Source organism: Hymenobacter translucens, from assembly GCF_020685205.1.
Lineage (GTDB): Bacteria > Bacteroidota > Bacteroidia > Cytophagales > Hymenobacteraceae > Hymenobacter > Hymenobacter translucens.
The window spans coordinates 25,996-42,818 of the sequence record NZ_JAJERB010000007.1 but is presented as its reverse complement, the minus strand read 5'-3'; the positions used below and the strand labels follow the sequence as shown (position 1 = coordinate 42,818).

Annotated in this window: 16 protein-coding genes; 5 read left to right on the top strand and 11 right to left on the bottom strand. The window is 60.6% G+C overall.

The window, feature by feature from the left end; all coding sequences use genetic code 11:
- Window positions 1-53 precede the first annotated feature (53 nt).
- Window positions 54-548, bottom strand: coding sequence for a hypothetical protein (locus LJY25_RS15445; protein WP_227609258.1), 495 nt, complete (start codon window positions 546-548; stop codon window positions 54-56).
- A 99-nt stretch (window positions 549-647) separates the two neighbouring features.
- Here LJY25_RS15445 and LJY25_RS15440 point away from each other — a divergent pair, with 99 nt between their 5' ends.
- Window positions 648-1,481 (top strand): PPK2 family polyphosphate kinase, encoded by an 834-nt coding sequence (locus LJY25_RS15440; protein WP_227609257.1) that lies wholly within the window; start codon window positions 648-650, stop codon window positions 1,479-1,481.
- Between the two features lie 338 nt (window positions 1,482-1,819).
- On the opposite strand, the gene LJY25_RS15435 is transcribed toward LJY25_RS15440, so the two are convergent.
- From LJY25_RS15435 to LJY25_RS15420, 4 genes are all read right to left on the bottom strand, one after another.
- The gene (locus LJY25_RS15435; RefSeq protein WP_227609256.1) at window positions 1,820-2,518 is read right to left on the bottom strand and encodes a hypothetical protein; all 699 of its coding nucleotides are present in this window, start codon (window positions 2,516-2,518) and stop codon (window positions 1,820-1,822) included.
- 212 nt (window positions 2,519-2,730) lie between these two features.
- Window positions 2,731-3,138 carry a hypothetical protein gene (locus LJY25_RS15430; protein ID WP_227609255.1) on the bottom strand — a complete coding sequence of 136 codons (408 nt, stop codon included), beginning with the start codon at window positions 3,136-3,138 and terminating at the stop codon, window positions 2,731-2,733.
- A gap of 153 nt (window positions 3,139-3,291) precedes the next feature.
- A complete protein-coding gene (locus LJY25_RS15425; RefSeq protein WP_227609254.1) occupies window positions 3,292-4,350 on the bottom strand; it encodes a porin in 1,059 nt (352 codons plus the stop codon).
- A gap of 739 nt (window positions 4,351-5,089) precedes the next feature.
- Complete coding sequence (locus tag LJY25_RS15420) at window positions 5,090-5,644, bottom strand: hypothetical protein (protein WP_227609253.1); 555 nt, start codon at window positions 5,642-5,644, stop codon at window positions 5,090-5,092.
- A 126-nt stretch (window positions 5,645-5,770) separates the two neighbouring features.
- Here LJY25_RS15420 and LJY25_RS15415 point away from each other — a divergent pair, with 126 nt between their 5' ends.
- Window positions 5,771-7,333, top strand: a complete 1,563-nt coding sequence (locus tag LJY25_RS15415; RefSeq protein ID WP_227609252.1) for a M28 family metallopeptidase — start codon at window positions 5,771-5,773, stop codon at window positions 7,331-7,333.
- 79 nt (window positions 7,334-7,412) lie between these two features.
- On the opposite strand, the gene LJY25_RS15410 is transcribed toward LJY25_RS15415, so the two are convergent.
- Window positions 7,413-8,276, bottom strand: coding sequence for a carboxypeptidase-like regulatory domain-containing protein (locus LJY25_RS15410; RefSeq protein WP_227609251.1), 864 nt, complete (start codon window positions 8,274-8,276; stop codon window positions 7,413-7,415).
- 115 nt (window positions 8,277-8,391) lie between these two features.
- Window positions 8,392-9,249: a dienelactone hydrolase family protein gene (locus tag LJY25_RS15405; protein ID WP_227609250.1), complete on the bottom strand. Its 858-nt coding sequence runs from the start codon at window positions 9,247-9,249 to the stop codon at window positions 8,392-8,394.
- Window positions 9,250-9,490: 241 nt separating this feature from the next.
- Between LJY25_RS15405 and LJY25_RS15400 the strand changes: the two genes are divergently transcribed.
- Complete coding sequence (locus LJY25_RS15400) at window positions 9,491-11,584, top strand: tetratricopeptide repeat-containing sensor histidine kinase (RefSeq protein WP_227609249.1); 2,094 nt, start codon at window positions 9,491-9,493, stop codon at window positions 11,582-11,584.
- Between the two features lie 7 nt (window positions 11,585-11,591).
- Here LJY25_RS15400 and LJY25_RS15395 read toward each other — a convergent pair whose 3' ends face one another.
- On the bottom strand, window positions 11,592-11,963 hold the full coding sequence (locus LJY25_RS15395) for a cupin domain-containing protein (protein WP_227609248.1): 372 nt from the start codon (window positions 11,961-11,963) through the stop codon (window positions 11,592-11,594).
- 14 nt (window positions 11,964-11,977) lie between these two features.
- A complete protein-coding gene (locus LJY25_RS15390) occupies window positions 11,978-12,229 on the bottom strand; it encodes a Kazal-type serine protease inhibitor domain-containing protein (RefSeq protein ID WP_227609247.1) in 252 nt (83 codons plus the stop codon).
- A gap of 292 nt (window positions 12,230-12,521) precedes the next feature.
- Between LJY25_RS15390 and LJY25_RS21400 the strand changes: the two genes are divergently transcribed.
- Together LJY25_RS21400 and LJY25_RS15380 are read left to right on the top strand one after the other, a co-directional pair.
- Window positions 12,522-12,956, top strand: a complete 435-nt coding sequence (locus LJY25_RS21400) for a CsbD family protein (RefSeq protein ID WP_317206605.1) — start codon at window positions 12,522-12,524, stop codon at window positions 12,954-12,956.
- A gap of 138 nt (window positions 12,957-13,094) precedes the next feature.
- Window positions 13,095-13,553 (top strand): YtxH domain-containing protein, encoded by a 459-nt coding sequence (locus tag LJY25_RS15380; RefSeq protein ID WP_227609246.1) that lies wholly within the window; start codon window positions 13,095-13,097, stop codon window positions 13,551-13,553.
- A 277-nt stretch (window positions 13,554-13,830) separates the two neighbouring features.
- On the opposite strand, the gene lysS is transcribed toward LJY25_RS15380, so the two are convergent.
- Window positions 13,831-15,393 carry a lysine--tRNA ligase gene (gene lysS / locus LJY25_RS15375; RefSeq protein WP_227609245.1) on the bottom strand — a complete coding sequence of 521 codons (1,563 nt, stop codon included), beginning with the start codon at window positions 15,391-15,393 and terminating at the stop codon, window positions 13,831-13,833.
- 186 nt (window positions 15,394-15,579) lie between these two features.
- The gene (locus LJY25_RS15370) at window positions 15,580-16,620 is read right to left on the bottom strand and encodes a hypothetical protein (protein ID WP_227609244.1); all 1,041 of its coding nucleotides are present in this window, start codon (window positions 16,618-16,620) and stop codon (window positions 15,580-15,582) included.
- Window positions 16,621-16,823 lie beyond the last annotated feature (203 nt).

The following is a 16,823-nucleotide window of genomic DNA, read 5'->3' as shown; positions in this document are numbered from 1 at the left end:
GCTGCCAGCTATACGCCTGACCTGTGTGCGGCAGCGGAAAGCAAGCCGACAGGTCAGGCCCGCAGCCAGCGCGTCATTTGCGGGTAGGCTTCGGTGGTGGTCAAACCCATCCAAACCAGCAAAGGCAGGCCGATGTAGGTGCCCTGTTGAAAGTTGCTCACAAACCAGTCGGCGGCGCCCCGGTAGCCGGCCGGATGGAAAACGACGTTGGCCGGTAGCTTCAGGGCCATGCACGCGGCGTAGCACCACCCGTGGACGGCCATTTCGTCGCCTTCCTTTTCGGGTTGGTTCTCAGTGATGTGCCCGCCGACGAGGTGCCGCTCGGCGGCGGGCGTCACGGCTACGTGCCCGGCCTCGTGCAGAATGTCGCCGGGGTAGAGCAGCCGGCTACGGTCCACGACCAGCTCACCCTGCTCGATGAGCAGGCCAGGCAGAAACGTGGGCTCCGGCAGCGGGGCCTCCCGCACCGTCAGGCCGATGTCCTGAACGAATGCCAGGAGCTGGTCGATGAGGGCAGTGGCTGTGGCGGCGGAACCGGAGGCAGGCATAGCATAGCAACTTGGTAGAGGCGCTAAGCTAGCGTATTTGCGTTGGGCCCGGGCTGCTTTGCTCAGGCGGATGTTTTGGTCGGTACTAACTCTTCTTGTATGCCCCGCTCTGCTCCCAACTCCCTGCTTTTGCACGACCTGCCCACCCAAGCGCCGGAGTCGATGTCCAAGGCAGAAGGACTAAAGGCTACCGAATACCTGCGCACGGAAATCGACGAGCTGCAGGCCCGGCTCTACGCCGAAAACCGCCGTAGCGTCCTCGTCGTGCTGCAGGGCATGGACGCCAGCGGCAAGGACGGGCTGATCCGGCGGGTGTTTCAGGGCCTTAACCCGCAGGGAATCCGGGTGCATGCCTTCAAGGAGCCCACCGACGAAGAGCTGGCGCACGACTTCCTGTGGCGCGTACACGCCCAAGTCCCGCGCCGGGGCATGATTCAGGTGTTCAACCGCTCCCACTACGAGGACGTGCTCATCACCCGCGTGCTGGGACTCGTGGACGCCGCCGAAGCCCGCCGGCGCTTCACCGACATCAATGCCTTTGAGCGGGCGTTGCAGAATGCCGGGACTACCCTGCTCAAGTTCTACCTGCACGTGTCGGAGGCCGAGCAGCGCCGACGGCTGGAAGAACGGGTTTCGGACCCGAGCAAGCAGTGGAAGTACGAAGCCGGCGACGAAGCCAAGGCCCGGCAGTGGCCCGCGTACCGGCGCATGTACGAGGCCGTGTTCCGTCACTGCAACCCCGCCAGCTGCCCCTGGCACATCGTGCCGGCCGACCAGAACTGGTACAAGGCCTACTATGTAATCAAAGCCCTGCGCGACACTTTGCTGCACATGAACCCCCAGTACCCGGCATCACCATTGGGCCACAAGCTACCCAAAAAAGGGTTGGAGCTGGCCCGCATTCGGGCTACGCCCGCCGCAAAGCCTGTTTGATAAGCCGAAACGGCGCGAGCAGGTATAGGAAATAGGAATACGTTAGAGTAGCCGTCCCCTCCGCTAACTAGGTCAAGCGTGCGAGCCGGCCGGCTCACACGCACAACTTGGCAAAGCAGCCTGCTTAGCCTCAGCGTAACCTGGACCGCTATAAATACCACCGCAAATACAAAACGGCAGCACAATCGGCAAAGCCATCAGGTCCGGCGCAGGCGCAACGAGTGGCAATCTAAATAGGGAGGGACCGGACTGCAGGCGAAAGTCAGAGCGGTAGCGAAGTACCCACGCGCTCCGCTTTGCTCCGGGGCGCTGTCTGTATCTTACCTGTTTCCGGCGGCTCAGGCTTCGTCGGCTGCCACTACCTCGGCCTGGGTTGTGGCTTCGTACGTGTCGGCATATTTGAAATCGTCGAGCCAATAGGCGGAGCTGACCACTTCGAGCACCCGCACTGAGGGTTCCTGCTTCAGCGTCTGCAGCTGCCAGATGATGTGGGGCGCCTCAGGGAAGAGGGAGCCGGCCAGCTGGTCGCTGAACAGGCGTCTCAGCAGCGTGTTATCGGGCATGCCCTGGGCCAGCAGACGCAGCAGCGGCGCTTCGGGCTGGGAGTCGAACACGGCCAGGGTAGCGGAATCGGCCGCGGTGAGCTGCACCTGGAACCGCACGGCTTCAGTGCGCGGGAATTTGCCTTTGTAGGCTTCGTGAAGCAGCTGCGTAGCCTTGAAAAAGCCTTGATGCTGCCCCAGCTGCGGGTTTTCTTCCCAGAGCTTTTCAGTCAGCATCTGGTGGGCCAGATTTTCGATCTGACCGCTCGTGAGCTGGTCGTCGAACAGGTAGCCCAGCACCAGTTGCGCGGCCGCGGTGGGCTCCTGGTCGGTGAGGGCCATCAGGCACATGGCTTTCAGCTCGCCCAGCTCGATATCGGCGGGGTTGTCGTAGCTCAGCAGCTCCAGCAGGGCCAGGTAGTCCTGGTTGGTCCAGGAGGCGGGCAGCTCGCTCAGAGTATCGAAGGAAAGACGTTCAACGGTGAAGGATAGCATAGGAGGAGGCTGATGGCCGGCCAGAATCGGCCGGTCGGAAGCGGCAGCAACCGGTCTTCCTGTTCAGCTTACGGCATGGGCCACCAAACACTCATCCGCCCGACAATTAAAACCTGACCGATCCCGCCCCGCACCCCTGTTTCTGGTAGCCCGGCAGACGGAAAGGCAGGGCGCTTGGCTAGGTGTATCCTCGTCTCCTGCGCGCAGAAGGGCTACTGCTGCGTCCGGAGCCAGGTCTGCGTAGCTTCCAGACTGTTGAACAGCTGAATCTCCAACTGGTCACCGATGCGGTGCTTGAGGTCCTCGATGGAAAGTTGCCCGAAAATATCCGGCGACACCACCTGCCCGATGTAGCGCAGGCCCTCGGCAATAATCAGCGGGGTCCAGACCTGCTGAATCCACTCGTTGGCCTCCGTGAAGGTGCCCACCAGGTCGCGGTGGTCGTTGAGCAGGCGGGGGCAGGGGTCCCGGCGAATCATGTCGAGGTAGGTCAGGCCCCCGTCCATCACGGAAGCCAGCGTCTGGCGACCGTACCAGTGAGCATGTACCCAGTTGTCCTTCTGATTACGCTCTACGGTGAGGTATACACTTCCATCTCCCCGTCGCAACGAAACTATCATAACTTTTCCTCAGGTAAGCACCCCGGATTGTGGTCGGGCGAGAGGCTGCAAATAACGGCGCTCCGCCTTATATTGTTTGCCATCCGTTTGAAGGAAGCGTCGAAAAGTCGGGCGCCAGGACCGGCCAGGAAAGCAAGAAAGCGGCGGGCTGCCTTAGAAATTGATCTGGGCCTGCAGCCGGAGCAGCCCGCCCCGCTGCCGGTTATTTTGCTTCTGGAAGTCCTCGAACCGGCGGGAAGAAAGCGTGTACATCGTCACCAGCTCAAAGCTGCTGAATGGCTGCCACTCGACGCCCAGCTCGGCTTCGCGCACGCTGTAGCTGCGGGCGTCCCGCTCGTGCTTTTTACCTCCTTCGTAGTACTGCAGGCGCAGAAACGGGTAAAGCTGCTGCTGCCGGTACTGCAGCCGGTAGTTGAGCAGGATGTAGCCCCCGTGCAGACGCCGGGTTTCGATGCTGTCGGTGGCGGGGTTGAATTCCGGCCCCCGGCCCACGTTGTACTCGGCCTGAATGCCAAAGGGCTGGGGATACAGCACCAGCGTGGCCGCCGCACGCTGGTCGGCGTAGCTTAGGTCGGTGCGGTGCTTTACGCCGGCCGAGAGCTGGTCCCGGTTCACCACGTAGGTGCCGGTATACGCCTGCAGGGCCGGCTCAATAATCTGCTTGCCCAGCACCAGCGGATAAGTCAGGCGGGCTACCACGTGGCGCTGGTTGTTGAGCTCGGGGCGGTTGGCTGTCTGCCCGTTGAATGCCCCGATGCCCAGCACGCCGTAGTCGCCAGAGCCCTTGAGGCCGTCTTTGACTAAAGAGCTGAACCGCTTGCGCACGGCCGTGGGCGCCCAGTAGAAAAAGGCGCCCATGTCCCGCTCGTTGGAAAGGGCGCTGTTCAGGGCGTCGCTGCGGTCGAGGGGCAGACGGTTCTGGCTCGACTGCATGTTTTCGAACCCGTAGGGCACCTTGCTTTGCCCGATGCGCACCCGGAACTGGCTGGCTTTGTCGAGGCCCAGGTCCATGTAGGCGTCGCGAAGCAGGCCGGCGTTCAGGGAGCTGCTGCCGCTGAGGGAGCTGGCGAAGTCCGGCTGGAGGTAGAAATACACCCGCTCGTGCAGCTGCCCGTAGAGGATGATGCGCACCCGCCGCAGCGAAAAGCCCCCGTTCCCGCCCCACGACCGGTCGCACTGCTCACACTGCAGGTCCGGGTTGGTTTGGAACATATTATAGCGCCCCTGCACGTAGCCCCGGATAGAAAAGCTTTCAAACCATTTCCTGTCCTCCGACTCTGCCTGCCTGGTAGAGTCAGACCCCTGGCCGAAAGCCGCGCCGGATGTCAGGAAAAGTAAACCGAGTAACCGTTGCCTCATGAAATTGCTGATGCCCGCGCCGGGCGGGCCATTGGATTTGAGCACAATGTTACTCCACTATTAAGAGAATGTTTCCAGATAGCAGCCGCTGCCCAAAGCAAGCATGCCGCCCGGATTGCTCCAGGCGGCATGGTTTGGGTTTGCTGCCAGTGCCGCAGTAGAGGTTTAACCTCCACCGTAAGGTGGGCCCCGAAAAAGGCTGCGCTACACCCGCGCCAGGCAGTTTCCGATTGACGGCATGTCGATTGTAATGAGCTCTCAACCGTTCCCAGGCCAGATGTCTTTTCTTCTCCACCACGAGCGTATGGGCCCGGGTTTCGGTGTAAGTGGTGAGGGTGTCCAGAAGTGTAAGCGTCAACCTGAATTCAGGGCACTCATGCAAGGCAAACTGCGGACTAATCGCCAAAAACCTGAGTGGCAGCTTATGCTTGCCTGCAGCATATAGGTAAGGAACCTCCACGCACTTACTAAGCTGAAAGCTGATGCAGTTGGGCGAGGCGGCGAGCAGCCGGTTGGAATCTGGTAGCGAATGTAGTCGATGGTCCCGGGGGTAGAAACAAACTAAATCACGCCTGGGCCGGAAAATGCGGTGTCAGGGGCGCAGCTCAGCTTGCCTGACCAGCAGGTTCAGGCGCGGCTGCAGCACCCACACGCCAATCACCGAAAACCAGATCATAAAAAACTCGCCCAGGTACTCGCTCAGGTGCGCTTCCCGCTGCAGCTCCGCCGATTTAAGCGTTTTGGCCGCAAAGCGTAAGCCGTACACAATGCAGGCCATCGAAAGCAGGTGACCCAGCAGCAGAAGCGCAATGGCTATGCCCATTCCCGAATCGTCAGCGGCCTCGGAACGATAGTAATAGTTGTAGCCAACCACGGCCGGCAACAGCAGCATATACACTACGGGTATCCGAAACAGCACCTTAAACCGCCCGAGCTTCAGCCCGGCGTCGGCCGGCACTAACGGATGCAGCTGGGTGGCTATGGCCCAGATCCAGCCCAGCATGCCCAGCGCAAACAGCAGGATCATTACTGGAAAGGCATACAGCATCAGGCGCATGTCAATCAGGACGACGAAGTTGAACAGCAAGGCTGCGCCCCAGGTGAGCAGGAACAGCTGCCAGTGTTTAAGGTGTAGTAGGAAGCGCACGGAGAAAGCGGGTTGAAGGGCCTGAAGAAAGCATCAGCTCCCGCGCTGCAACGCCCGACCGGAAACCTCGTCAATTTCTCGTTTCTTCGGGAGCATCCAACCCCGGCAGCTCCTTTTATTTCGATCATGCAAAAACTGCTTTACCTGGCCCTGGCCTGCGGCCTCACCACCGCGCCCGTGCTGGCCCAGACCACCGAAAAGCTCGACCAGGCCATGCTGGCCAAAATCAAGGACGAGGGCCTGAACCGCTCCAAGGTGATGGAAACCGCCTTTTACCTGACCGACGTGTGCGGCCCCCGCCTCGCCGGCTCCGACGGCCTGGCCCGCGCTAATGAGTGGACCAAAAAGCAGCTTACCGGCTGGGGCCTCGTCAACGCCGCCATCGAGCCCTGGGGTACCTTCGGCCGGGGCTGGGACATCGAGAAGTCGTACGTGGCCATGACCGCGCCCTACTACCATACCCTCATCGGGGCGCCCAAAGCCTGGACGCCCTCCACTAACGGGACGCTCAAAAAGCAGGTCGTGGTGGTGCGCGCGGCTACCGAAGCGGATCTGGAAAAGTACAAGGGCAAGCTGCGCGACAAGATCGTCCTGACCGACGTGGCTTCCCCACCCAAACCCGGCTTCGAGCCCGACGCCCGGCGCTATACCGACGAGGAGCTGCAGAAGCTGGCAGCGGCCCCCGCGGCCCCGGCAACACCGGCCGCACCCGATGCTGAGCGGGTAGCGGCCCGCCGGGCCCAGATTGCCCTGCGTACCAAGATGGCCGAGCTGTATATGAGCGAAGGCGCGGCCGCTGTGCTTAGCGCCCGGGCTGGCTCCAATGGCACGTTCTTCACCTCGAACGGCGCCTCGTACGCCGCCGATGCCAAGCCCGTGCTGCCCGAGCTGGAAATGGCCTCCGAAGACCAGCTTCGCCTGATCCGCCTCGCCGACGCCGGTATCCCTGTCGAAATCGAGCTGGAAACCCGCACCCGGTTTCAGGACAAGGACCTGAAGGGCTACAACGTGGTAGCTGAAATTCCCGGCACCGACCGCAAGCTCAAAAGCGAAGTAGTGATGCTCGGCGCCCACCTCGACTCCTGGCACGCTGCAACCGGCGCCACCGATAATGCCGCCGGCTGCGCTGTGATGATGGAAGCCGTTCGCATCCTGAAGGCCACCGGCGCCAAGCCCCGCCGCACCATTCGCATCGCGCTGTGGGGTGAGGAGGAGCAGGGCCTGCACGGCTCCCGCAACTACGTAAAAAACCACTTCGCCGATCCGGCGACTATGAAGCTGCTGCCCGAGCATGAGAAGCTGGCCGCCTACTTCAATCTCGACAACGGAGCCGGCAAAATCCGGGGCATCTACGCCCAGGGCAACGAGGCGGTGGTACCCGTATTCAGCCAGTGGCTGCAGCCTTTTGCCGATATGGGCGCTACCACGGTAACTCCGCGCAATACCGGCGGCACCGACCACCTGGCCTTCGACGCGGTAGGTTTGCCCGGCTTCCAGTTTATTCAGGACCCGCTCGACTACAACACCCGCACCCACCACACCAACATGGACACCTACGAGCGGCTGCCTGCCGACGACCTCAAGCAGGCTTCGGTAGTAGTGGCTTCCTTTGTGTACCAGGCCGCCATGCGCGACCAGAAACTGCCTCGCAAAGCCCTGCCGGTGGCCAAGCCCGCCGAGGTGCGGTAACGCATTCTCTTATAAACAAACGGTCCCGCTTCCTGTGTAGGAAGCGGGACCGTTTGTTTTGTGACCCACCGAGCCGGACCTAGAAATACTCCGTGATGGTAGCGTCGATTCCCACGCCGAAGCCCCGGATTTTCTCCCACCCGTTCAGGCTGTTGTCGGTGACGAAGAGCGGGCCGTCCATTAGGCTGCTGCTGAGCTGCAAGGTGCCCGGGCCCAGGTCCTTTACCATCTCCAGCGCTACCACGATGTCGCCCTTGGCCCAGACGTTATAGGGGCGCAGGTCCACTACCAGCCGGTCCTCGATCTGGCCTTTTAGCACCCGCACGTATACCGGTTTGGTCAGCAAGCTTTTTACGGGCTGGTCTTTCTGCACCTGGTACACGTTCACACGGTAGAACAGGCTGTCGTAGGTGCACTCCGCTACGTGAAACGATACCTGCTCCACGGCCGATAAACGCTTAAGCCGCATGCCCTGCCCGATCTGGTTGCCCAGCCGGTTGATGACGAAGGCGGCCGTGACATTGTTGGAAGAACTGGAGTTGCCGACTACCCGGCGCCGGGTTTTGCCGGGCCGGACCCTGACCTCGGCGAGGCGGGTGGGGGCGGGTTGCAGCCGTACCTTGCCGCCACTCTGCTGGAGCTGTCGGCGCAGGTCGGCAATGCGAATGGTGAGCGGGGCGTAGCCGAGCAGGGAGATGCGCAGAGAGTCGTTTTCGAAGCCGGCCGCAAGGTCAAGCGAAAAGCGCCCCTGGTCATCGGCCACGGTGCCCAGGGGCTGGCGCAGCACCCCCACGCTGGCATAGCTGATGGGCGCCTGGGTGCTTTGGTCGACAACCTGACCGGCCAGACGGCCGGACTGAGCCCGCGCCAACGCCGGGAAGATCAGCAGGGCAAGCAGGAGAAAGGTGCGCTGGAGCGCCGTAGCAAAGTGGGAAGAAGGCATACAAGGAATTGCAGAAAGCAGGAAGATGCCCCGACTGCCCAAAACGATGCCCGATGAGGTCAGCATTTTTTGCCGGCTGCTGTTGGTATCGGGGGTGCCCCTGCTTTCACCGGTGTTAGCTCAGCGTATCCCGGAACAGGCGCAGGGTCCGCTCCCAGGCCAGCTTCGCGGCTTCGGGGTTGTAGCGGGCGGGGGAGGAGTCGTTGTTGAAGGCGTGGTTGGCTCCCTCGTAGAGGTACTGCTCGTACGTGATGCCCGCTGCCTTCAGTGCCGCCTCGTAGGCCGGGGCCCCGGCATTCACCCGTTCATCCAGTCCGGCGTAGTGCAGCATCACCCGGGCTTTAATCTGGGGCACCTCCTCGGCCTTGGGCTGGGAGCCGTAGTACGCCACGGCGACCTGCATCTTGGGGTCATTCACGGCCAGCCGGTTGGCCATGGCCCCGCCCCAGCAAAAGCCCACGCAGCCGGTGCGGCCGTTGCTGTCTTTGCGCTGCCGCAGGTACTCGAGGGCCAGCAGGTAGTTGTGCAGGTTCTGCTTGACGTCGAGCTTGCCGATCAGCGTGCGGCCTTCGTCCTCGTTGGCCGGCGTGCCGCCGAAAGGCGACAGGGCATCCACGCCCAACGCCAGATACCCGGCCTTGGCCACGCGGCGCGTCACGTCCTTGATGTGGGGCGTCAGCCCCCGGTTTTCGTGGATGACGATGACGGCGCCCCGCTTTTTCCGGCCTTTCGGGTGCGCCAGGTAGCCGCGCATCGTGGCCCCGTCGCCAGGCCAGGTTACTTCTTCAATGACCAGGTCTTTGTCGTCTTCCTCGATGGTAGCCGCGCTGGCGTAGCCTGGGTCCAGCACCGACAACGCCGACATGGCCAGCGCCGCGCCTCCGGTCAGCTTGATCAGCTTTTCCATAAACTCTTTGCGGGTGAGCGGCTTGTGCGTGTACTCGTCGAACAGATTGATGATGCGCTGGTCCATATCAGAAACAAAAGGTGGAAGTCGGTCAAAGGTAAAAAAACCGGATTGCCGCCCGGGGCGGGGCCGGGCTGGTTTACCGGGAAAGTAGCTCTGCTGCCTGATGAAGAACGGTTCTTCAGCCTGCCCGCCGGGAAAACTACAACCCAGGGCTTTCGGATAAGTTAATTACAGTATTGACCTATTCTAATGATAAGCTGTGCCGGCGCTTTGCCCCTAAGGCAGAGTTGCTTAATTTCACGTGATGAAGTACCGTTTATTCGTACTGTTGACTTTGGTTCAGCTGCTGAGCCTGTTGGCGCCGTCGGCAGGACTGGCTCAGAGCCCCCAGACGGCTGGTCTGGAGGCGGCCCTGGCCCGCGCCACCGCGGATACCACCCGGGTGCTGCTGCTGGCCGACATCAGCGCGTCCTACCGTTTTTCCCGCTACGACTCCGTTTTGTCGAACGCTCAGCGCGGCCTGCGCCTGGCCCGGCGCATCGGTTACCTGAAAGGGGAGGGGCGCTGCCTGTCCCGGCTCGGCATCCTGCTCAGTGAGCGGGGCAACCTGCCCGATGCCCTCCGCACCGACCTCGACGCCCTGCAGCTCAACGAGCAAAGCCACGACCTTGAAGGCAAGGCCCGCACCCTCAACCAGCTCGGACTGCTGTATCAGGCCCTGGAAGACTACCGGCCGGCCCTGCGCTACTTTTTTCAGGCCAAATCGATTTACGAAGACCGTAAGATTGGCGACGACTCCCAGCTCATCAGCGTGCTGGCCAACCTGGGCGCTACCTACGAAGGCCGCGGCCAGCTCGATTCGGCCGCCTACTTCCTGAACCGCGCCTGGGAGCTTACAGCCAAGTCCCGTACCGTCGACCAGAGCCCCTGGGGCGACCCGGCTCCCTATGTGCTCCGGGAGCTTGGCCTGCTCGAAGCCGTACACGGCCGGGAAGAGTCGGCCCTGCGCTACTACCGCCGCAGCGCCGCCGCCGCCATCCCGGAGCACGACCTGCGCAGCGGGTGCCGGGCCTACCAGTACATGGCGGAGCTTTACCAGGACCACCACCAGACCGATTCCAGCATTTACTACGCCCGCAAGGCGCTGGCGGTGGGCCGGGCCCTGCCGTTCATGATCGGGGTAGTGCGGACCAGCGACCTGCTGGCTGATGCTTTCCAGGCCCAGGGCCAGCACGACAGCACCCTGAAGTACATGCACATCATGCTGATGGCCCAGGACAGCCTCTACAACCCCCAGCGCATCAAGAAGCTCGACGCCATTGGCTTTGCCGAGCAGCAGCGCCTGCGTCAGCTGCAGGAAGAGCAGGCCACGTTCGAAGCCAAAGTCCGGATGGGCATCCTGCTGGCGGGCCTCGGCGTGCTGGTGCTGATTGCGTTGCTGCTGTACCGCACCATCCGCCTGCAGCGCAGCGCCAACCGCAAGCTCCACACCCTGAATGAGCAGGTAACCCAGCAGAAAGAAGAGCTGCGCGTGCAGCGCGACCGGCTGGCCCAGATGCTGCAGGAACTGAAAGCTGCCCAGAGCCAACTGGTGCTCCGCGAAAAGATGGCTTCCCTGGGCGAGTTGATGGCCGGGGTAGCCCACGAGATTCAGGACCCGATGCAGGCGATTCGCAACTTTGCCGGCATCAGCGAAGGGCTGTGCCAGGAGCTGCGGGAAGAAATGACAAAAGGGGTTTTCGACACCGACGACCAGGAGATTCTCGACGAGATGCTGCAAAACCTGATTCAGTACCAGGCCAAGATCGAGCAGCACAGTCAGCGCGCCGACTCCATTGTGCGAAGCATGGTGGAATACTCCGGCACGGGCCCCGGCCCCCGGCAGCACACCGACCTCAACACGCTGGCCGACGACTACCTGCGCCTGGCTCACCATAACCTGCGCATCAAGCACCGCCACTTCGACGCGGCCCTCGAGCCCAAGCTCGACCCTACCCTGGGCCCGATTGAAGTGCCCCGTCAGGAGCTGGGCCGGGCCCTGCTGCACCTGTTCACCAACGCCCTGATAGCTGTGCAGCAGCGAAGCCTGTTAGGCGAAGAGGACTACACCCCCCAGGTCACGGTAACAACCCGCCGCCAGGACAGGCACGTTGAAATCCGGGTGCTGGACAATGGCATCGGGATTGCGCCCGAAGCGCAGGCGAGTCTTTTTCAGCGGTTCTTTACTTCCGATGCCACTGCCGAAGGCACCAGCCTGGGTTTGTCGGAAAGCCACGACATTGTAACTAACAGTCTGGGCGGCAAGCTGACGGTCACCAGCAAAGCGGGACAGTACACTGAGTTTGTCATCACCCTGCCGCTGACGGCCGAGGTGGATACGGTAGCCGCCGCCGGCTAATTCCAGTTTAGTTTGCTTCCCGGTTCACCGAGTCCATGGAGAAAGCCGGCACGCAGATCGACCAGTATTCCACTTCCGCATCAAACGGGTTCGAGTAGCGCACCCGGGCCCCGGCCTTGATCAGCAGCGACTCTCCTGGTCCCAGCTCCACTACGTCGCCATCAACTTCGAACCGCTTGCGGCCCCGTACCACGATGGTGATTTCGTCGAATTCCGGGCGCTGGTGAGGCTCACTCCAGGCGGGAGGGGCTACCATGTGGGCCACGCTGTAGGCCCCGGTACGGGTGCTAGCCAGGCCAATGTGCTCTTCGATCAGCTTGCCATCGGTGGTGGGTACGCGGAAGGGAGCTTGTTGGCGGAAGTAGTTTTTTTCGGGCATACGGCAAAAGGAATTTAGTTTTTGGTGGCCGGCGGACATTCCCCTTTGGTAGAGGAAGTCACCCCGGCATTCTGGGCCGAGCAGCTGTTGCCATAGGTTTTGCCGTCGCAGCCGCAGACCGGGTCGTATTGCATGGTGCAGATACCGTCCGGGTTGATCCGGGCCGGATCGATGCAGGCTGTAGTGGTAGTCGCGGGCTTGGTGCAGCCGAGCGCCAGCAGGAAAAGCAGGCTGGGCCAGCTGGCGGAAAGAGGCAGATTCGGCATGAGCGGAAAGGAAAGAGTAAAACGAGAGAAGCCGGACTGCCGGAAAAATGACCAGGTCAGGCCCTGTACCAAAGTACGCGCCATGGCGGAGAAAGGTCAAAGGAGTTCCGTATATTCCGCTGAATCTATTTTTTCGCTTCCTTGTAAAACCCCGCTTCATTGCCACCGTATAGGCAGGCAGATCGGCCAATGCGGATGAGCTTTTGAGCATCTCCCGGGCCTTTGCCAGTTGTGGCAGGGCCGGCCTTCGTACTGTTCCTCCTTTCTTTCACACTTACCCTCTCCAAACACCATGTCGTATCACGAAGAAGACAACTCCGGAAAAATTCTCCTCGCTGCTCTTGCCGGTGCCGGCGCCGGTATCATTGCCGGGATGCTGATGGCTCCGGACAAAGGTGCTGCTACCCGCGAAAACCTGCGCAGCGCGGCTACCCGCTACAGCGGCACGCTGGGTGAGCAGCTCTCTAAGTACGGTGAGGAGCTCGATACCAAGTTTAAAGGCTACATGGAAAAGCTCGAAGACATGGGCGTAACCGTACCCGGCTCTTCGCTCAACATGAAGGGCGACTGGAACCAGGCCAAAGGCAAGCTGCGCCAGCAGTACGGCCAGCTCACCGATGAGGACCTGGAGTACACCGAAGGCAAGGGCGACGAGCTCGTTGGCCGCCTCCAGGAAAAGCTGGGCAAAGGCAAGCGCGAAATCGTAAAGATGCTCAATGAGCTGTAGGCCTTAGGCTCTTACCATCAGCAAAGCCCTTTCTCGCAAGAGAAAGGGCTTTTTGCTAACCCTTCCCCGTTTGTCATCGTTACTAGCGGAGCCGCCCTGTGGGCTTCTTCCTTACCATAACGCTTATTACCCACTCCCATGAAAGACAACAATGGAAAAGTGATTCTGTCGCTGCTGGCCGGTGCCGCTGCTGGCGTAGTAGCCGGTTTGCTGCTCGCTCCCGAAACCGGCGAAGAAACCCGTAAAGGGCTTAAAAAATCATCCTCCAAGTGGACCGATGAGCTTGGCAAGCTGCTCAAGGACGGTCTGGCGAAGTTCAGCGAGATGCAGGCCGGTGGAGCTGGCACCGGTGGCAGCGCCGACCAGGACCGCAGTGCCGCCGATGACCTGCTTAACTCGATGGCCAGCAGCGAGCAAACCACCGACGCCGATACCGGCGCCAACGACACCGGCGTAGCCGGTAAATCGGCCGCCAAGCCCCGGGGTGGGCGCAAGAGCGCCGCTGCCGGCAATGACGCCGCCGGCCCGGATAGCGGCATGGACGGCGGCGACGCTATTTCCGGCTCAGGCGACACGGCGTACGGCCGCAGCCTCTAAAATTTTTGCTGAAAGTTGTAACCTGCTTTTAGATACCCCGTTTAAGAAGCTATAAACCGGCTTAAAAGAAGATCGGAGAAGGAATAAGAAGCAAAATTGCCGACAATAGGAGCTTCTGGCAGGAATTGGTTTAAGAGCCTGTCAGCAAAATCAGATTCGTCCATCGCACACTTCTTCTTGTTTACCCGATCAGAATGGTAAGCCAGTTTTAAAAAGGAAAGCCTCCCGCACCATATTGCGGGAGGCTTTCTGATTTTACGGCCGGGTGTAAAAACGGCTATTCCTCGCCGGCCGCGTCCTTGTCAGCTTTGGTCGTTTCCAGCTTTTCAGGCTTCATCTGCGGGAAGAAGAGCACGTCCTGAATGGAATTGGAATTGGTCATGATCATGCTCAGGCGGTCGATGCCGATGCCCAGGCCCGCCGTGGGCGGCATGCCGTACTCCAGGGCCCGCAGGAAATCTTCATCCAGCACCATGGCCTCGGTGTCGCCGCGCTTGGCCAGCTCCAGCTGCTCCTCAAAGCGCATCCGCTGGTCAATCGGGTCGTTGAGCTCCGAGAAGGCGTTGCAGATTTCCTTGCCGTTGCAGATGGCTTCGAAACGCTCCACCATGCCCGGCTTGGAGCGGTGCTTCTTGGCCAGCGGCGACATCTCCACCGGGTAGTCAGTAATAAAGGTGGGCTGGATTAGCTTGCCTTCGCACAGCTCCCCGAACAGCTCGTCAATGATTTTGGCTTTGCCCATGCTGGGGTCCAGCGGTACGTGCAGGGTTTTGGCGGTTTCGCGTAGCGCGGCCTCGTCCATCTCCGAGATATCAACGCCGGAGAAGTGCTGAATAGCCTCGAACATGGTGAAGCGCTGCCAGGGCCGCTGGAAGTTGATCAGGTTGTCGCCCACCTGCACCTCGGTCTTGCCGTGCAGCTGCAGGGCCACGCGCTCTACCATCTCCTCTACCAGATCCATCATCCAGTAGTAGTCCTTGTAGGCCACGTAGAGCTCCATCTGGGTGAACTCCGGGTTATGGAAGCGCGACATGCCCTCGTTGCGGAAGTCCTTGCTGAACTCGTACACCCCGTCGAAGCCGCCCACAATCAGACGCTTCAGGTACAGCTCGTTGGCGATGCGCAGGTAGAGCGTCATGTCGAGCGTGTTGTGGTGGGTTTTGAACGGACGGGCGGAGGCGCCCCCGTACAACGGCTGCAGGATGGGCGTTTCCACCTCCAGGTAGCCTTTGTCGTTGAGGTAGTTGCGCATGGCCTGCACCAGCTGGGTGCGCTTGATGAATGCTTCCCGCACGTGCGGGTTTACCACCAAGTCCACGTACCGCTGCCGGTACCGCTGCTCAGGGTCGGTAAAGGCGTCGTAGGTGGTTTTGTTGCCTTGTTCATCCACCGTTTCCTTGACCACCGGCAGGGGCCGCAGCGACTTGGAAAGGAACGTCAGCTCCTTGACGTGAATGGACGTTTCGCCCACCATCGTCTTGAACACGTGTCCTTTCACGCCCACGAAGTCGCCCAGGTCAATGAGCTTCTTGAATACCGTGTTGTAAAGCTCCTTGTCTTCGCCGGGGCAGATTTCGTCGCGGTTGATGTACAGCTGAATGCGGCCCGATGCATCCTGCAGCTCAGCAAACGAAGCCTTGCCCTTCACCCGCACCGACATCAGACGGCCCGCCAGGCTTACTTCCTGGAAGTTATTGAGCTCGGGGTGGTAGTTGTCAAGAATTTCCTGGGCGTAGAACGTCACGTCGAACAGCTCGGAAGGGTAGGGTTGCACACCGGCTTTTTCCAGTTCAACTAGTTTATTACGGCGTATCTGCTCCTGTTCGCTAAGATGGTGCATGGGGAAGGCTTAAAGTAGGACGGCGTCAATGCCGGAAAACCAAGCTGCAAAACTAGTCCGAATCAGGGATTTTGCCGCTTATAAAACACCACGTGTGCCCATCCGGCTGGAAGAGGATAAAACAAAAGCGCCGTTCAATCCGAACGGCGCTTTGCGAATAGTAAGTCGTGATACGGGCAGAGCTGCTTACGCTGCCATGCTCAGGCTCGTCGAAGTAGAGCCACCCGTGAGCAGCGGCTCGATGCGGGTGCGCAGGCGCTCCTCCACAAAGCTATGCTGCAGGTGCTTCGGCAGCTCGGCTACCATCTGCTGATACCGCTCCACGCCCATGGCCTTGGCCACGTAGCTTTCGTGGATACCATTCAGATAGCTCACGATGTTGAGCAGCGACTGGTGGAACAGCTTAAAGTCGATTTCAGCCTCCACGTACCGCTCAATCTCCCGGCTGGTCTGGGAGATGCGCAGGCGTCCCAGCAGGTCGAAGATGGTGGTGTAGCCCAGGCGCCAGGTAATCTGCTGCCAGTGCTGCGCCGTCCACTTGTCCAGCACGTTGCCCGTCTTCTGGCTGCGCAGGGCCGTGTTCGGATTAGCCTGCACCTGCTGACGGGTCCATTGCGCCTTCTGCTTGCGGGTCGTACGCAGAAACTGTCCGATCTGAGCCTGGGCATCAATGGCCTTGCTGGCAATGTGCAGGCCGGCTTTGTACCCGGCCAGTGGCAGGCGGTGGAAGCTGAAGTCTCCGTAGGAGCCGGCGGCGTAGAACGACACCGGACGTGGGTAAGCATTCTTTACTACCAAGCGGCCAGCTTCGCGGTGCAGCAAGGCCGGGTTGCTCGAGCGGATACCCGTAGTCGTCAGGAAAGCCTGCAAACCGGAAAGGATGGAGTGGTAGGCCTGCGGGAACGTCCAGTGCAGGGCGTTGCGCAGGTAATCTTCATCGCCCAGCTCGGCCGTGGCCCGCAGGGCATATTCAGTGCTCCAGCAGGCGTGCAGCTGGCGCGTTACGGCTTGCACCGTCTCCTCCGTCAGCTCGGCCTCGTGGGCCCGGAAAAAGGGCACGTGCTGCAGGCCGCCGGTGGCGTCGTCGTTTTCCTGGATGTGATAGTTGATGGCAAAGAAGTAGTTGAGAAAAACCTGCGCCGGAATGGATTTCCGCCACGTTTCCTCGGCCTGCTTTTGCTCGTCCGTAACCAGGGGAAAAATGTTGTTCTCAGTTGTCGTCTTCATGTCAGGTTAACATCATTACCCAGGCGTGAGTTGCATCTAGGTTGGGAAATTGTATGGTAATTTAGTAAATAATAGCACTGAAGATCAAGTAGTTGAATGATTTTTGGTGTCGCATATTGCTAATATTATTAGTTGATTGAAAATGAGTGATTTATACATTGCAGGACAAGAAAAAGCCCCGCTGCCAGGGGCAGTGGGGCTTC